This window comes from Modicisalibacter xianhensis (genome assembly GCF_900113605.1).
Classification (GTDB): domain Bacteria; phylum Pseudomonadota; class Gammaproteobacteria; order Pseudomonadales; family Halomonadaceae; genus Modicisalibacter; species Modicisalibacter xianhensis.
This window is the reverse complement of record NZ_FOPY01000003.1, coordinates 201,464-218,717: the sequence shown is the minus strand read 5'-3', so window position 1 is coordinate 218,717 and position 17,254 is coordinate 201,464. Positions and strand designations below refer to the sequence as shown.

Genomic DNA, 17,254 nt, shown 5'->3' with positions numbered 1-17,254 from the left:
ACCCTTCCCCATCGTTCCGGCCTGCTCAATCATTGCGGTACCTGTCCCTAATCGCTTCCAGCATTTTCAGAAGTTCGGGAATGTTTTCCTGAATAATGCTCCACACGGTGTCGTTATCAATCCCCAGATAGGCATGGATCAAACGATTACGGGTCGCGATTATCAGCCGCCAAGGTACTTCAGGATGGGCGGAACAGACTTCGGCTGGAATTCTGGTAGCTGCTTCGCCGATCAGCTCCAAGTTGCGTAGGGTCGCATCGTAAGTAATGTCCTGCGAAACGAAATCATGCTGTTGAAGGTCTTCTGTGTAAGAGAGTACCTTCTCAGCAAAACCAATCATGTCATCGATATAGAAGCGCCATTCTCGCTGCGGCTTTTGCTCAGACATGCAATGCCTCGCGCTCGACAAACGGCCTAAGCTCAGGGCGCAGGGCTTTATCTGTCACCAGATCGACAGGGTGACCCAGCAGATCTTCTAGATAGAACTGAGTACCGAAGTAGCGTGCAGACGTCGCTGGGCCATCGAAGCTGACCAGGACATCGATATCGCTGTCCTTTCGAGCTTGGTCCCGTGCCATAGAGCCGAATAATGCTAGCTCCTTGACACCAAACTCGCGAGCAAGCACTGGCAGATGGTCATGCAGCAACCGCAATGTCCTTTCACGATTCATCTCGCTCCCCTTCCGTCCGCCTAAACCAAATCGGTGCAGCTGAGATAAGCAACCTGCAGTCGCACCGACCTTTACTAGCACCTAAGTTAACCTTTATTCGAGTCTCAAAGCTCGTAGTCGATCAGTTGGGCCTCACGCTTGAGCTCATCGTCGCGGCATTCCTTGGCCCAGACCTTGAGCAGGCCGCGTAGCGCATCGCTGTCGCGCTTGCCATGCTGAGTCAGGAAGTTACGCGCGGCCACGATGCCACCGTCGCGGTAGGTGGTGATCAGCCCACCCAACACGTCCCACAGAGTCTGTGGGTTTTCCAGGCGCGCTGCGGCCCGTTCCTCAGGCTTGAGCAGGCGCAGCTTGTTGCCGCGAATAACCAGCGGAGCGGCGCGCTCGTCTTCACCGATATTGGCATAAGCCACTAAATCATCACTGACGCGGTAGTTGCCGTTGCGGCTCTGTAGGCGGAAGTTAAGCGAGCGGCTCATTTGCAGCGCATCGTCGAAGGCGAAATCGCCCAGACCATTGATCCCTAAAGCAATGACGGCCAGGCGAGACTCGGCGTCCAGATCATCGACAGTGACTAGGCCACCTGAGAGCCGGCTGACCTCTTCCTCGGCCACCACTCGGGCCGCCTCTTGCATGGCGCGGGTGGGCGGTACATCTTCGTCGCCATCCTGCACTGGCCAGTGGGCGGAGTAGACGCGCAGGGCTCGGCCCCAGGAGGCGATCATGCGGTCGATGGGATTGAGCTTGAGGCGCTCGAACTCTCCCAGCCCTTCGCGCACCGCGGTTTCCAGCTTGCCTTTGACTTCATAGGCCCAACTGGAGGTGCCACGATTAGAGTGATCAGATGGACGACAAGCAATAAAAATACTTGTTGATGCTGCAGCCATATCCATTTGGCTGAGGGAGTTAGTATTCTCTGACTCAACAGGAAATGTAGAAGTAATATTCCAGCCGGAAAGCAAAATAGATGAAGTCAATGCCTCCCAAGCATCTTGACTCCTATGCGTAAACATCAGGGTCATTAACCCATCTTTTTTTACAACTCTCCGGCACTCAGAAAAGATACCGCTCATCGCTTTATGATAAAAATCCTTACTCCTCCTCTGGCTCCCGTGCCTAATCCTATTCGCCACAGCCTCCTCTTGTTTGTCAACCACTGAAGTTGAAAACCATTCTGGATAGATGTCGACAAAACTCCTTTTTTGCCAAACATAATAAAAATCAGAAAGCTCACTGTAATGCACATTATCGTAATAAGGAGGATCAGCAACAATTAAGTCAACAGATTCATCAAGTAAGTAAGGCATGCCAAACGCAGAATTGCAGCCTCTGACAGAGACATCTGAATCTTCAGATTTAACATTATCAACTAACTTACACAACCCTTTATAAGCATCAACAACTTGAGAAACCCCCCACTTCAAAGCAGGGCTAGAGCCAGACATCACCATTTCTCCATAAGTCCATTTCGGAGAATAGTCGTGCCTTCCAAATGTGCCAATCATAACCCCGCGCCCATTATGCCAACGCGTTTGCCTTGAATTATAATCAACAACTTTGTCTATAGCAAACTGCAGGTAAGTAACAATTGCTTTAAACCTTTCCTCTTCAACTCTACCATTAATTAGTGGCTTTAGGTCTTGCATGGCTTCCATCATGCTCAAATTCCCTAGAAGCTGCCTAGGCGAAAACATATCAACCCAGGACGCAACACCAAACTGCCTAATTTGGTTAGTATTATACCCCTCCGGAACTTCTTCATTGGGCACCAGCCCTTTCATCTCAAAACCAAGGAGGCTATCTTGCATCTCCTTTTCTGCAGACCTCAGGGCCTCAAAATCCGACTGGTTAGGGGCTCGAAAATAACGAACTTTCCTAGTTTTAATCTCGCCTTCTTGTTTCCCCGAAGTGAAGCGCTGGATCTCACCCCCCTTATCTAGCTTTGGCTCTATTCGAATCCCTACTACACAGTAGAGTACATCCTTCCAGTTGCCGTAATCTGATTCGCCACGAGCCTGCCGCTTGATTTCTTCCGCTGAGATAGCTTGATGACAATGCACACACTGTCCGACGCCGCGGCTAACAGTTCCCGCGTCCAGATCTTCCCCTCTGGGACCACGTTTAGTACTGGTAACTTCGAAGGGCTCGAAATGCACCGTTCGATCATGGTGCGGCTGAATAGAAACTGCCCAGTTGCCACCTTCTTTCGATAACCATAGTGAATTTAGTAGCGGCGCATCGCCTTCACAGTGAGGGCAGGTGACTTGGCGGCAATAAAGCAAGCCCATATGGTCATGCTCGGCAGAGTACTCTTCCACCAACTCAGGGTGTTTGTATAGATAGGCTTCTAGCTTAGCCCGCTGATCAGCGGGAATAGGGCTGAAAGGAGTAAAGGGAGCCATTCGGGCTTCGACCTTCTCCCTTAGCTTTTCGCCCCACTCCTGAATATCGGCCAGCAGGCTCTCACCGAAGCGCACAGGATAATCGAGAGTCGCCTTGAGAATGACGCTAGCAACCGGATTGAGCTCGTTGGCAATCACCTTATGGCCGAGGCGTAGCGCCTCGAAGGGGATTGAGCCGCCACCGGAAGTTGGATCAAGCACCACCTTACGCTGATCCTCAGGCAATGGCTCGGTAGGCGTAGCAAAGGCGCGGGAATATCCGTAGGAGTCTTCCGGGTCCCAGCGGATGGCTTTGCCTAGTACCTGTTTCACATCATCGCGCTTGGCAAACTCGATCTTCTCCTTGACGCCGGCAGGGTCAGCGGTTGCCTGCATGACCTCCAGACTGGCACCAGTATAGATGCCCATGGTGGGCAGCTCCTGGACATCTGCCTTCCAGCCCTGCACCACGGGATCTTCCTGAAACTCGGGACTAGCCTGTTCCAGTTGATCGATCATTTCGCGGCAGGCCTCACGGCGCTGCTGCTCCTTTTCCACTGCCTTGAGCACCGTCTTGTCGACGGGCAGCACCCAGTTGCCGTCTTCTTCCTGATAAAGCCGCTTGGTGATGGTATCGCTGACCAATGTCCACCGCTCCTTCCCTAGCTTGGCCTGCCACCGCACGATCCCCAAGTCACGTATAAACTGCTCGGGGTCGGCATCGGCGGGCAACAAGGAAGCCAGGATAGCTGCACGGCTGGGCGTGAGGGGGCGTCGTGCCCACCACACGTGCAGATAGTAGAGCGGCGGTAGCGCCGAGCTGGCACCGCGCTCGCGCTGGGTTTCCGCTCCCACCTGGTGACAGGGAAAGCCGGCTTCGATCAGGCGTTGATCGCCGAGCGGAGATAGTGCATTGCTACTGGCCGACATGCTGTTAGCTGTTAGACCTGATTCGTTGACATCCATACTGCTGTTTCCTTAAACATGGCGACAGCCAGGCAACGGACCTGGCTGATCATTATTCTTGGCACTGGCTGCCTACGGCCCCGCTCAGCGGGCCACATCGATTTATATCCATTAGCCACGGGCACGAATCCGCTCCAGAATACGCGGCACGCGCTTATCGCCGGCCTCACCACACAGCAGCATGCGCAGCCCACTGGTGGCCCAGCTACGCAGGGCCGGGTCCGAGGTGGTCACGTTCGCCAGCCAATACACAGCCTCCTCCCGAGAGAACATGGCCACCCGTCGGCCAATCAGCTCAATCCGGTCGACATCCTTTACTTTGCTCTGTAGGCGGAAGAACAAAGCCAAGCGAGCCCCGGCGGCTTCATCCAGAGGAAAGTTGATGTCTGTCTGTTTCAGCCCCTGAGCCGACATGAAACGTTCCAGGCCCAACGGAATGCCCTGCTCATCCTTCACTTCCTCAAGAATACGCTTGAGCACGGGTAGACAGGCCCGTACTGACTCCCCATAGAGGCTGCCACGCTCCACAGTCTTGGCACGTGGGTTGGACAGGCCCTCCACATCATCACGATCTTCCGGCGCAATGCGCTCTTTGATCGTCAATACAGGAGGCGGCATGTCCTTGTGACGGGTCAGGCGTAGCACATAAGGTGAACGCCTGGCCAGCTTTGCCAGCTGCGCTTCATCGGCCTGTGAGCTCTTACGACGCGCACGGAACCCAGGCTGGGTGGCAGAAGTGGCCATCGGTCGTGTTTATCCTTCCAGTTGCTCGAGCATTTTGGTGAACTTACAGTTTTGGTCCAGCTCACCCAAGGTCAGACGCACTTCGTGTCTACCCTGCTCGAAGCGTAAACGATTATTCAAAGCCGCAAACAGAGCCCGGCTCTCCACCAAGGCGCCTACGTTGGTGGGGCCCATACCTAGCTGGAAGCGGCCCTTATCAGGGGTTTCTGCCATAATCTGCAGATTCTGTATCTCAGTCGTGGACTGGCTGAGTGCCGTTCCCGAAAGCAGGTTGAAGAGCTGCTTGACCTTATCAGGTGCTCTCAACACGAAGGAGCGGTTTTCAACCTTCGGTTTTCTGATCCAGCCACGCGCCTGTGCCGTTTGATAAGGCACGACGATCCCGCCAGCAACGCCGCCCACCGGTATGGTATCACCAGTCATTGCCTGGTCAGGGTCCGCATCCCCTTTCTCATTGAAGGCTTCCTTGGGATAGGCCACCAGCTGCTTCTGAGCAAAGAGGTATTCCAGTTGCTGCTGCATCACGTGTGGATCGACCTTGTCATGCTCCTGCTCGATAATTTGTGGTAACTGGCTTAGGTCAACCTGGTCCCGACTCTCGATCGTCTGCTCGATCCAGGCCGCTACGGTATTCGGATCACGCACGATGCTTTCCAGCCAACCCAACTGCTTGGCGTGTTCCTTGGTACAGAGAATCCAGCCCTCTCCACACTGCTCTAGGGGCGCTGCCGTCAGCGGTGGCGGGTTGTCTTTGTGATAAAGGGCATCGGGCTTGTGGGCCTTCTTGTCGGGCATGTGGCCCAGGCACCAACTGCTGCGCTTGGCGCCTTCCACAAGTACAGTGGCCAACAACTCCGGACGCTGCAGGATCGGCCAGTTACGTCGCGTCGCGAAGCGCTCCACGAGATCGCTAACGTTGACCTGCTTAAGGCTCTCGAAGAATAGCTTGCCCAACAGCGTCATCGCTTCTGCGGTGGATGCGCGCTCTTCGGTGATTAGCTCTCCTTCCTCGGCCAGCTGCTTGAGGATAGCATCCTCCAAGTGCAGGCCGCTGGAGCCGCCCGCTGTGGGGCCAGCGCCGCGCTTGCCGAGATCACGCACCACTACCCGTCCGCCATCGCGGCTCGGGTAGATCAGGAAACGGTAGGCTTCATCAATGGCCGTGCGCAGCTCAGCAGGGCTCTTGGCGGCTCGATCCTTGAATTCGCCCTTCTGCAGCTGATCGTGGCTGACCCCCCAATTTTCAGGGTTTTCCTTGAGGCGCTCGACGGCTATAGCCTTGCGCGCCAAGGTCAGGATGTTCTGGCGCGTTCGGTGCTCTTGTTGGGTACGGGACTCTGTCCATGTCGCTCCAGCGATATGGGTAGTACTGGGGGCTAGCAGGAACACTTGGTTCTGGTACTCGCGCACCGCATCGCCACGGCGCTCGATGAAAAGAGCCGGGTCGATTCCTTCAGCTTCAAAGGCAACGATGCCCAGCTGAGGCTTGCGAGACTTATCGGGAATGCCTTCACCATCAGTGATATTGGCATGGACCTCGAAGACAGCAGATCGCTCGATCAGCCTGCGTACCACTTGCTCCACACGCATCATTGCCTCTTGATAGGCTACACTACCTTCGATACGGCGGAGAATATTGTTAAGCGTCGGCACAGTATCGGCATAGAGCCGCCCGTTACGCTCACGAAGGTAATTCGCCTCACGCTCGATAGTCTCCAGCGCAGAACGCACAGTGGCCGGTTTGATGGCAGGCGATGCCATCTCATAGACCGCCGAGGTCATGTCGATACCGAACTTTTCGTCCTGTAGGCCGCCTCCGCGACCGATTAAACTGTGCAGGAAGACCACGCGCCACGCCCATTCATGTACTGGGTAACCATCCGGGTGTGGGTTGGCATGATCCTGTTCTTCGGCGACGGTACGACTGGTGGCTTGGGTACCCGACGCCTTACTGATATCGGAGTCCAGCACAGCCACAAAGTCGGTATTGTCCGTCTTACCGAGCAGCTCGCCTCGGATAGTGCCATCGGACAAATCGATGTGGCCGGTCTGGATCAAGGGGATCGCGAGCTTGGCTTCCCAGATGCGCCGCACGGCCCGGGCCAAGGTACGTAGCAAACCACGGGTGCCTTGGAAACTTTCTACCTGGGCCAGTTCCTCGGATAGGAACTCAATCAGCGTAGGATGAAACGGGTAGTGAGCCACCAGTCGATCATGCAACTGCGGGTCATTGGCCCCAGCCGGCAGGTCTGTCCCTGCCTGGCGGTAGGTCTCGATGAAGGCTGTGGCTACTTCGTTTGCTGCCTCCAAGTCGACCGATACGAATAGCCGCTTGGCCATAATACGCGACAGATCGCCTTCCTGAACTGGCGTCGTGGCTTCCGAGGTGCGGTTGACGACGTCTAGCACACTCTTCTGTGCATCAGCCACGATAGCTTCAGCCTGCGCATCGGTGAAACCGTGCGTACTTTTCAGGCTTCCAATTAGCTTGTTAAAGCTCCCGAAGGCATTGGTTGCCGATGCCAGGCTCAGCACGACGGCTACGTTAGGCTTACCTGCAGCATAGGTTGAAAGCGACATTAGAAACGCTGCCGACTGCTCAGCGCCCAAGCCTGGAAAAGCAGCCTCCATGCGAGACAAATACTGAGCAATCTCATCGATGATGATCAGGGTTGGCTTGTCGCCGAAGAGGGTCTCGAAGAACTCATCAGAAGCTGGCGCTGAGGCATCCTCCAGGCGTGCCTGGATAGAAGATTGCTGTTCGGAGGCAAGGGTCTGCTGAGCAATCAGCCACCAGAGCGTATTTGGCTTGGGCGACGCCCCGCCGGCTGTCTCCCGTAGCGTATCTACGGTATCACCGATAATACCTACTACCTTCACGTGGTTGGGCTCAGGCAAGCGCTCAGGTGCTACTATCCCTGCCATATGCTCCGCCAGCGGCTTGCCTTGCATGGCAGCGTGCGCCAGAGCAATCAGCGTGTGGGTCTTACCTCCGCCGAAGGCAGTATCGAGACGCTGGATGGCCGGACGCGACAAGTCGCCGTTAGTCAGCCTCGCCAGGGCATTGTCCAGAATCGTGCAAAGCCCTTGGGTTGGGTGCGTCGCATCTCGGAAGAAAACCACTGGATCGGAATAGAGAGAGCTAGCCCCCTCTCGAGCCTCTCCCTTGTGGTAATCACCCAACACACGGCTCAGGCTGGCTGTAAAGATCTCAGGGTTGAAGGTGCCCGCTAAAATCTCGGCGCGTGGCTGACAAGTAGAAAGAACGTCTCGCATGTACTGCTCCCTGCTGGGTGTGCCGCAACGGAGCTTTCGCGCTGCGGCTCTTAGCTATCGAGAGGCGCTCCCCAGAAGCCCCTCCGCACTAGCCTAGTTATCAGTCGTTTTTGCCATGTTACGCTATCCTCCCTTAGCAGAGTAAGAGCCAAGTCACATCTGCCAGGCCTATACAGCTACGAAACGCGGGCCAACCTACCTTCTACTACAGGTCCTCTCTTTTCCGTACACACTGTTGCATCCAAGCTTCTACTTCTGCTTCGTCCCAACCAACCGCGCCTAGCCCGATGCGCCTCTGCTTAGGAAAAGCAGGATCGTAGGAAGGCGACTTTTCATTTAACTTGTTGTAAATTGTGGATCTTGACAGGCCAATCTTTTCAATTAGCTTTTTCATCCGGAGAAAGACCGGAGATCGCCGGGTTTCACCAGCATCTTCTACCTGCGCTTCGTCCGCCGCCTCTTTTTTTAGATCATTCTCTTTGTTAGTCATTTCTCTTCGCTCCTTAACTCTTAGGCAACTGCCCTTTTCCAAACACTCTCGCGTTATCAGGCACCTCAAGCCCAATTAACCGATCAATTCTCGTTAAATAATCTAGATATACCAAGATCGCTTTTCGCTTAGCATGATCCTCTCGATCTATTAATCCGTCAGGTGAAACTCCCAGCGGCGTTTCCTCTGCCTTCTCCCAGCTGATAAAGCAAGCGCCGTCCCCTTCAGTTAAGTCGTTTATCCATTGCTCATGGATAAGTTTCTGGTCTTCTTTATGCTGCTCTGCTCGCTCCCCGTCATAAAACAGCAAGAGGTGGTAGTGATAACGACGTTCTGCCCCATCCTCAAGTTTCCATATAAAACCCACCAGATCATCTTTCCACATTCGTTTCCGGTGCCGATGCGCCATCAGCTTTTCGAAATCTCGCTTAGCACGAGAATAGGTAACTTTCTGTGGCACCCTCGCGCTATCAGGATTATATCCAAGATCTACACGCACTACATATAGCTTAGAATAGTGGGTTAATAAGCTATCAACATACGCAAACAGCGACTGACGATTGCGGTACATCCTAGTCTGCGCTTGTTTGCTTTCTTTTCTCACTACCGGGCTTTCCAGCGCCTCCTTAAAACCTGCAAAGGTCTCCTTGCTGAGTTTTGAAAAATCTTCAAAAGAAGCTTTCTCCAACAAAAAACCATCTTTTTTAGCAATCCTACTCCCATATTTGGTTAGCAATTCGCTGTAGGCTTGTTGAAAGACATTCAGCCTTGAAGCTATGCGCACCTTTGGGACTGACCGCTCAGAGCCAGACTCCACCATACTCACAATTTGGCTCATTCCATTCCAGGCCTTACTCATCTGTTTCATAAGCTGGCTTGGTACTACCCGGTAGAATATTGAGCGACCATGGTCGTGCCTGACTTCGTAGTAAGGCTCAGAATCCATGTGGCTCAGTTCATTAACTACCCTCTCTGCCAGCGAGAGAGAACGAATGTTACTGAATTCGCTCGTAACAGCGGTGACCTCCCCGTTTCTAGTAACCATACGAATCCCGAACTCGGTCATCGGAATGATGAGCTGCTTCTCCTCCTCCTCGTCAAAAATCGATTGCCTGGGACGTGCCACTCTCTTCGCTCTCCTCCTCGGGCCGGCTCCCTGCGATGGCAGCCTGGCGCTTGAACAACTTGTGAACCTAAACTAGCATTGAGCTCATCATAGGCCCTCAGTTAAGCCCTTGCAAGCCGAATCCACCCAAGGAGAAAACGCAGCAATGTCAGCCCAGCAACCCATGAACAGAGCATGCTTCACCAGTCATCCGCAGGCTATCCAGTGTCATGACTCGCACAGGCTTGCTACTTGGTTAAGCGCCCATCGACTCGGCAGAGTTAGGCGTGACAACACGGGTAACTCAGTACCCAACCATTCAATTGTCCAGAACGTCCCAAAGGCATCCAAGGAACCAGTTTCTGAGACATTAGGAACCAGTTTAAGGCCGAACTAGCGGTCTCAAGCAACGCAAATCGCAGACCGGTCTATGGGGCCGATACACTGGGCAGATTTCGAAGGGAGACGAGCATGAATGGCTTAACACAGCTGCGTTGGCAGAAGAGTGAACTATTAGACGCCCTGAACCTTACCAGGGCATTCGATACTAGCGGCCCATACGGTGATAGTAGGGTACGAGAATTTGTAACCGAGAGCGGTTGGTATAGGGACCTTCTGGGTGCCGATAACTTCTCTAAGTCGCTTTGCGATAACCCTTCGCCTTTTATTCTGGAGGAGACTTGCGTTCCGCACCGACGTGATTCCTCTCGCGTATCACTCACCGGAGATCCCCGGCTTAGCGAGCTGGTTAGCCATAGGTTCACGCTAACTGATTTGATGCAAACCCCACATTTGAACGAGCGATTACAGCTAAACCCTCATCTAACAAAGCTAATCGATTGCTTATCTGACTGCGATACACTCCTAGCCTGGATTGGTGATAAGCCAATATCTGTACAGCCTAAGCAGGCACGGGAGATCCTCTCGGAGCTGAATGCTGCTCTTGACAAGTTTCGTGCTGTCACTTCGGACGATGCTTTCTTAAAGGAAGTTGCGAACCAAAAACGAGCCTCGGAGAGAAAACGGCTAGGTTTTACAAGGTATGCTGACAAATTGCTGAGTAAATATGAGCGCTTGGGCGTCGTGCGTTTAGATCTAGGCTATCAACCAAACCATCGAGACGCCATCAATTTCGAGAAAGCGAAGCGTCATCGCGAAGCATATCTGGCTCTACGCCACTCACACCAGCTTTTTGCTCAGTGGGTAGGGTATGCTTGGGCAGTAAAATACGGGCCCGTAAAAGGATATCACACTAATCTACTGCTATTCTTCGACGGAACAGTACGACAAGAAGATGCGAAGTTAGCGCTCTCCTTGGGTGAATTATGGGCTGATAAATTCGTAGAGGATCAAGGAACATACTTTAGCTGTAGCCGAACCGACATTGAGGAGCGTTACCATGCCAGGGTCGTTGACGCAGTGAGCATTGATGACAGCCGAAGTATGGAAGGGCTGTGCCATGCGATTAATTCTCTAACCAAGACTGATGATTTGGTAAGGCTTCGGCTGCCTGGCAACGAACTCTCCTTCGGACGAGGCAAACTTCGTGGTACATCGTAAAGATTCTACGGTTGCCCATGTATAGCTTTCAGTTAGCTACTGTTGGCTCAATAGTTGCTCTAACAGTGCCCTAGCCGGCCCTGAAGGCAACCGTCTACCTTGCTCCCATTCTTGCCAAGTGCGTGGGTTAACCCCCAGCCGCTCGGCAAAGGCACGCTGGGTCAGGCGCAGCTGATGACGCAATTCGCAGGCTGCGCTCACGAGTGCCTGAATGTCCCCACAGTTTGCCCTATCACTGTGCTGGGGTAGTGTCACTTGGATCGCCGAGTGCTCCTGGGGCCGACAGGATGGAATGCTTCGTGCTTGCCCTTGTGCAGCCAGTGCCGGATTGAAAGAATTAGGAGACTGGTGAACAGACGAGGACGTGGCGGGGAGAGGCTGCCCTCTGTGAGGAGGCATGGTGCATACAGTTGGCCCCCTCTGGTGCCCTGCAGCTATCTCAGGATGCTTCTCGAGTAATTCACGCATCCAGAAGTCACTGTAATATTCGCTCATGGGATTTGCTCTCTGGTTAGTTGGTAAGTCAGTACGGCAATGCCGCCATACCATAGGCACGGGCGAAGGAACCCCCGGTTTTCCGGGGGCAGTGACGTAGTGAGTCCGGCGCTGACGGATCAATAGACGGATAAAAGCGAAGCCAGGAATGACGCCTCAGAAGGCTGATGGATACTGCCTGGGCCGGCCTGGACGTGGCCCACCGGATGAGTGTGGGGTTCGGCTATGGAAGAAAGTCCTGCCTGAAACAGCCAAGGACGCGTACTCATCGGGCTTGGTCAGGTAGCTGATGATGTACTCAAGCCCTTGACGCTTGTTAACATCGTGATATGCCATCTTGCCCAAGGCATTGTAGTAGTAGGTCGTGTCGGCATTATGATTACAGCTGTAATAGGTACCGTCGCCGTTCGTGATTTTCTGGCTCCAGTATTCGCCTATCCATTGAGCTCGTAGGACATCATTTTGGACTTGCGAAGCATCGAAGAAGAACAAGAAGTGGTAGTGAAAGCCCCGGCTTACTCCCCATTCCAGTTTCCATGCATAGCCGACCATGTGTGCAAAGAGCAGTTCATGATGGAAGTATTTGCAAAACTTTGCACGCTGGGTGCTAGCCATCTCGTACGGGACGCTAGTCGCGATATCTTTTCGGTATCCCAAATCTACTCTGATTACCTGCAAGTAAGCGTGCTTTTGAAACAGGGCATTAACCCACTCACGCATGCTCTTTCGATTTCTCCTGCTGTTGTAATAAGCGCGCTTGCATTCATGGTCGAAGCTACGAGTCGATATATAGGATCGCCAGCTCAGCAACCGATTGTTGATCTCAGTCACCGTATTCTCAGCCTCGACCCAGGACATGATTGGCGTGTCAGTCTCGATACAGGCGTGCAGGAAGGCACAATCCCTGAAAGCCCTAAGAAAGGTTTCAGCGTATGGGCTGGGACGGTAGTGTTGACCAATAGATGTCTGGTAAAAAACCCAATCGAGCGCCACGTAGGCCTCAATCAGCGCATCGAGTAGCGGACTGCCTCGTAGCACGTAGTTGTCGCTATCGTACACGACCGGCTGAGCCAGCATGGCTATGTTCAGGTAACAAGTATCGGTACAGCATGCCTTGAGATTTTTATCAACCTCGATCAGCTCGTTGAGCCATCCCTGATCATTATCGATATATTCCATGGTGCCTTGCGCCGTCGTCATGCTGATAAACTCGCTGGAGTGCCCAGCTTCCAGCATGATCTCGCGCATGGCGTCATCGCTGATGACATCGTCGTTCAAAGGGGTGCGGTAATCGACGTCGAAGTAAGTCATTGTTGAGACTCGTGGTTGGTGAAGGTACTTTCTCGTATCATTCCCCAATCCACTAAAAATCTACAGATGCTCAAACTACTAACAAGCTTTGATTGAATCCTTGATCACCCTTCATGCATGACTGGTTGTTTAACTAGGTGCGTCAAGCACACTTGTAGGATGTGGCTTGACAGAACATGGCCGTATCACTTCCCTTAGTGATCTATTGATCACAGGGAATAAATCTATAGTTAATAGCTCTGTCTATTCAAATAATAGAGGATCCTAAATTCCCGGTTTAAAAAAGTTGGGTATATCCAAGGGTTGTTGGTTTAATAGGCACGATTTTGCTGGGGTATACTTACTTCCTGCTGACTGAAAACTAGTATCGCGTGCTCCATCTTGTTGAGCATATCGTCCGATAGGATTCAAACAATTTTCAAACCTGTACTACCTCCTTGATAGCAAACCGTATTGCTTTCTCGCTGACTATCTCAAGGAGGTTTTCATGTCGGTGCATTGTCCGAGCTGCGGCTCGTATCGAGTGATTACGCGCCACTCTGGCCGCAAGGTGGGAGGCGCTACCGGCGCAGCGGCAGGAACTGCCAGTGGAGCAGCAGGCGCCATGGCCGGTGCCGAAACGGGCGCGTTGATCGGTGCCTGGGCTGGCCCAGTGGGAATCACGGTAGGCAGTTTGGCCGGCGCCGTCTTCGGTGGCTTGGTGGGAGGCACCGCGGGAGGCGTTGCCGGGGCCAAGCTCGGCGAGGAACTGGATACTCACGTCCTCGATAACTACGCCTGCCAGGCCTGTGGCCATACCTTCCGTCCCTGACTCGTATCACTTTCATGGCTTGTGCTTCCCGATTCAGGTCATGTCTTCGCATTCCCGTTCTCAACTAAACACGGCCTGCCCGCTGCCCTTGGAGGTGGCGGGCCGTTATGCCGTGTCTGACTGCACTACAAGGATTTTTCACATGGCACATCTCATCGAACAAATGGCCTACGTTGGCGATACCCCCTGGCACGGGCTGGGGCAACAGCTGTCACCGCATCAGCCGCTGGAGGTCTGGCAGCAGCAGGCCGGCATGAACTGGTATATCCAGGAAACCCCGGTGCGCTTCATTGCCGATGCGGCGTCTCACCTGGGCAGCATCCATTCCTTTCCCGAGCAGAAGGTGTTGTTCCGCTCTGATAGCAAGGTACCACTCTCGGTAGTCTCCCAGCGCTACAAGGTCGTTCAGCCGCAGGAAGTGCTGGAATTCTACCGGGACCTCACGGAATACGCCGGCTACGAGTTGGAGACGGCAGGCGTGCTCAAGGGGGGGCGCAAGTTCTGGGCGCTGGCCCGTAGTGGCCTGAGCACCTCGCTGAAAGGCAAGGACGAGGTCCGAGGGTATCTGCTGCTGGCGACGTCCTGCGACGGCTCGCTGGCTACGGTCGCGACACCGACGACAGTGCGCGTTGTGTGCAACAACACGCTGAGCCTGGCAGTGGATGGTGCGTCACAGATGGTCCGAGTGCCTCACAGCACGGTGTTCGATCCGCAGCGAGTCAAGCGGCAGCTGGGGATCTCCGTCTCGCAATGGGACGACTTCATGACGCGCATGAGGGCCTTGGCCGAACGTCGCATCCATCCCGACGAGGCGACACGCTACTTCCAGACCGTGCTCAACACGCCGGATATGCCCCCCAGCGATTCGGACAAGCCGGTACATAGCCGGACGCTGAACAAGCTGTTGCGGCTCTATCACGGCGCAGGGCGTGGCTCCCAGCTGGTCACGGCGCAGGATACTGCCTGGGGCCTGCTCAATGCCGTGACGGAGTTCGTCGATCACGAGAAGCGCGCCCGCAGCACCGACACGCGTCTGGATTCCGCATGGTTCGGCCAGGGCGCCAACCTGAAGCACCGCGCCCTGGATACCGCGCTCGAGCTCGTGGCGTGACACCTCACGCATTACCGCATTCATTCTTGACGGCATAACCGCCCGGCCCATCTTGGCCGGGCTTTTTGTTTCTTGACCAGGAGACAGGCCATGCCTGAGCAATCTGCACTCTCGATACCCCATGCCCTGACCCAGCTCGCCCGACTGCTGGTGGAACAGGACGATCCCCAGGCGCACACGCTCGTCTGCGCCCAGGGCCGCTTCTATCGCGCCACGGTCAGTCTCGACCCCGTGGCACCGGAAGACGTGGCCAACGTCATTCAGGATTATCTCTAGGAGAGCACCGTCATGAAGCCATCCGCCATTCAACCAGACAACACGGCTACCCAACTGCCCGAGCCCCACAACGACAGTACGGCGATCATCCAGGTCATCGAACGCGCGGCGATGAATCCGGACGTCGACATCGACAAGATGGAGCGACTCCTGCAGATGCAGGAACGCATCCTGGATCGCCAGGCCATGATGGCCTACAGCGCGGCCATGGCCGCCATGCAGACCGAGCTGCCCAGCATCGAGGAGCGTGGCCAGGGCAACAACGGCAAGTACGCCACGCTGGAAGACATCGTCGATACGGTGCGTCCCATCCTGCAGCGCCATGGCTTTGCGGTGAGCTTCCGCATCCAGACGCAGGAGCGGGGGCTCGAGGTGACCGGCATCCTCATGCATCAGGCCGGGCATCGCGAAGAAACCCGCATGCTGCTGCCGGCCGATGTCAGTGGCAACAAGAATGCCGTGCAGGCCTTCGGCTCATCGACAAGCTACGGCAAGCGCTACGTGCTGTGTGCACTGCTCAACATCACCACCCGCGGCCAGGACGACAATGGCCAGACGGCGGCCCCGGCTCGCTGCGTGACGCCGTTCCAGGCCGGGCAGCTAGGCCGGCTGCTCGCTAACTGTCCCCCGGCCACTCAGGAATGGTTCGTCGGCAAGTACGCCTCGGTCAGCCAGGTACCCAAGGCCGACTTCGATCGGCTGCGCGCGTCGCTCGCCAAACGGGCCCAGTCCCGGCAGGCCAACCCCACCATGCAATGACCCTCTCCAACGTAGCGGTGGGCTAGAGACGACTGCCCATCGCTGCCGTCGCATTGCCTTTCCCATTACTCCGAACACTGACGAGGTGACCCCATGGAAATCCTGACTTTCGAGCAGGGCACGCCGGAATGGCACGCGGCCCGGCTCGGGATCGTGACGATGTCCGAGATCAAGACGCTGCTGGTCAAGGGCAAAGGGCCGGGAAATTTTGGCACCGGCGCTTACAGCTACATGAACCAGCTCATCGGTGAACGCATCACCGGGGAGCCCGCCGACGCCTTTGCGGGCAACGCCCACACCCAGCGTGGCCATGCCCTCGAATCTACCGCTCGAGCGTTGTATAGCCAGGCGACAAGCCATGAAGCCCTCGAGCAGGTCGGTATCATCCTCAATCACGGCGTGGGCTACTCGCCGGACAGCCTGGTGGGCCAGGACGGGCTTATCGAGATCAAGACCAAGCTGCCCAAGTACCAGATCGAGCTGCTGCTGGCCGATGAGCTGCCCCAGGAACATGTCGTACAGTGCCAGGGCGGGCTATGGATCAGCGAACGCGAGTGGATCGACTTCGTCAGCTACTGGCCGGGCATGCCGCTGTTCATCAAGCGGGCCTACCGAGATGAAGCGCTGATTAAAACTCTTGTCGAGCGCGTCGAAGCCTTTCATGACGTGCTCGAGACGCGGATGGCCCAGGTCATGGCGGCATAAAAGGAGACAGCAATGAGCCCTGCCAAATTCCAGGCCGGCGAAGTGGCCGGTACCTATCAGGTGGCCTCCGCCGTCACCGAAGCCGATATCTTCCACATGGCCAAGCAACTGGCACGCCGTCGCCTGGCCCGTGGACGCGTCATCAGCCAGCCGGCCCGCGCCTTCGACTACCTGCAGGTCCTGCTTCAGGACTACGAGCATGAGGTGTTCAGTGCGCTGTTCCTGGACAGCCAGCATCGGGTGATCCGTTTCGAGGAACTCTTCCGCGGTACGATCGACTCGGCCAGTGTCCATGCGCGCGAGGTCGTCAAGACGTCGCTTACCCACAATGCCGCGGCAGTGATCCTGGTCCATAACCATCCCTCAGGCAATCCCGAGCCCAGCAATGCCGATTTACGTATCACCCAGCGTCTCAAGGAGGCATTGAGTCTGGTCGACATACGGGTGCTGGATCATGTAGTTGTAGGAAAAGAAGGTTGTGTATCCCTTGCTGAACGGGGATGGAGTTAGAGTATTAACGATAACGGTATATACCTAGCGCCTCCCGCACGGGAAGGTGCTAGGTAGTGGTAGCGAACTTTTTCTTTTGGCAG

The 17,254-nt window shown here is 55.0% G+C and carries 16 protein-coding genes; 7 read left to right on the top strand and 9 right to left on the bottom strand.

Annotated features, from left to right (window positions below; translation table 11 throughout):
- Positions 1–25: 25 nt before the first annotated feature.
- The 7 genes from BM194_RS04470 to BM194_RS04440 form a co-directional block, all read right to left on the bottom strand.
- A complete protein-coding gene (locus BM194_RS04470) occupies positions 26–388 on the bottom strand; it encodes a HepT-like ribonuclease domain-containing protein (RefSeq protein WP_092844120.1) in 363 nt (120 codons plus the stop codon).
- The gene (locus BM194_RS04465) at positions 381–671 is read right to left on the bottom strand and encodes a nucleotidyltransferase family protein (RefSeq protein WP_092844118.1); all 291 of its coding nucleotides are present in this window, start codon (positions 669–671) and stop codon (positions 381–383) included. The genes BM194_RS04470 and BM194_RS04465 overlap by 8 nt, the downstream gene beginning before the upstream one ends.
- A 104-nt stretch (positions 672–775) precedes the next feature.
- Positions 776–4,018, bottom strand: a complete 3,243-nt coding sequence (locus BM194_RS04460; RefSeq protein WP_218155358.1) for a DUF1156 domain-containing protein — start codon at positions 4,016–4,018, stop codon at positions 776–778.
- Positions 4,019–4,129: 111 nt separating this feature from the next.
- Entirely contained in the window at positions 4,130–4,762 is a 633-nt protein-coding gene (locus tag BM194_RS04455) for a DUF7680 family protein (RefSeq protein WP_092844116.1), read from the bottom strand.
- A gap of 9 nt (positions 4,763–4,771) precedes the next feature.
- Positions 4,772–8,038, bottom strand: coding sequence for a DUF499 domain-containing protein (locus tag BM194_RS04450; protein WP_092844114.1), 3,267 nt, complete (start codon positions 8,036–8,038; stop codon positions 4,772–4,774).
- Positions 8,039–8,243: 205 nt separating this feature from the next.
- Positions 8,244–8,528, bottom strand: coding sequence for a helix-turn-helix transcriptional regulator (locus tag BM194_RS04445; protein WP_092844112.1), 285 nt, complete (start codon positions 8,526–8,528; stop codon positions 8,244–8,246).
- 13 nt (positions 8,529–8,541) lie between these two features.
- The gene (locus tag BM194_RS04440; RefSeq protein WP_092844110.1) at positions 8,542–9,654 is read right to left on the bottom strand and encodes a YagK/YfjJ domain-containing protein; all 1,113 of its coding nucleotides are present in this window, start codon (positions 9,652–9,654) and stop codon (positions 8,542–8,544) included.
- Positions 9,655–10,410: 756 nt separating this feature from the next.
- On the opposite strand from BM194_RS04440, the gene BM194_RS04435 reads away from it, so the two are divergent.
- On the top strand, positions 10,411–11,193 hold the full coding sequence (locus BM194_RS04435) for a YagK/YfjJ domain-containing protein (protein WP_177223342.1): 783 nt from the start codon (positions 10,411–10,413) through the stop codon (positions 11,191–11,193).
- Between the two features lie 36 nt (positions 11,194–11,229).
- Here the strand turns inward: BM194_RS04435 and BM194_RS04430 are convergent, their stop codons facing one another.
- A complete protein-coding gene (locus BM194_RS04430; protein ID WP_092844330.1) occupies positions 11,230–11,592 on the bottom strand; it encodes a helix-turn-helix domain-containing protein in 363 nt (120 codons plus the stop codon).
- Between the two features lie 252 nt (positions 11,593–11,844).
- Positions 11,845–12,999, bottom strand: coding sequence for a YagK/YfjJ domain-containing protein (locus BM194_RS04425; RefSeq protein WP_092844106.1), 1,155 nt, complete (start codon positions 12,997–12,999; stop codon positions 11,845–11,847).
- Between the two features lie 487 nt (positions 13,000–13,486).
- Between BM194_RS04425 and BM194_RS04420 the strand changes: the two genes are divergently transcribed.
- The 6 genes from BM194_RS04420 (at position 13,487) to radC (ending at position 17,171) form a co-directional block, all read left to right on the top strand.
- The gene (locus BM194_RS04420; RefSeq protein WP_092844104.1) at positions 13,487–13,810 is read left to right on the top strand and encodes a hypothetical protein; all 324 of its coding nucleotides are present in this window, start codon (positions 13,487–13,489) and stop codon (positions 13,808–13,810) included.
- 142 nt (positions 13,811–13,952) lie between these two features.
- Positions 13,953–14,921: a DUF932 domain-containing protein gene (locus BM194_RS04415; RefSeq protein WP_092844102.1), complete on the top strand. Its 969-nt coding sequence runs from the start codon at positions 13,953–13,955 to the stop codon at positions 14,919–14,921.
- A gap of 90 nt (positions 14,922–15,011) precedes the next feature.
- Complete coding sequence (locus BM194_RS04410; protein ID WP_092844100.1) at positions 15,012–15,197, top strand: hypothetical protein; 186 nt, start codon at positions 15,012–15,014, stop codon at positions 15,195–15,197.
- A gap of 12 nt (positions 15,198–15,209) precedes the next feature.
- The gene (locus BM194_RS04405) at positions 15,210–15,956 is read left to right on the top strand and encodes an ERF family protein (protein WP_092844098.1); all 747 of its coding nucleotides are present in this window, start codon (positions 15,210–15,212) and stop codon (positions 15,954–15,956) included.
- 93 nt (positions 15,957–16,049) lie between these two features.
- Entirely contained in the window at positions 16,050–16,661 is a 612-nt protein-coding gene (locus BM194_RS04400) for a lambda exonuclease family protein (protein ID WP_092844096.1), read from the top strand.
- Between the two features lie 12 nt (positions 16,662–16,673).
- The gene (radC, locus tag BM194_RS04395) at positions 16,674–17,171 is read left to right on the top strand and encodes a RadC family protein (RefSeq protein WP_092844094.1); all 498 of its coding nucleotides are present in this window, start codon (positions 16,674–16,676) and stop codon (positions 17,169–17,171) included.
- Positions 17,172–17,254: the final 83 nt, after the last annotated feature.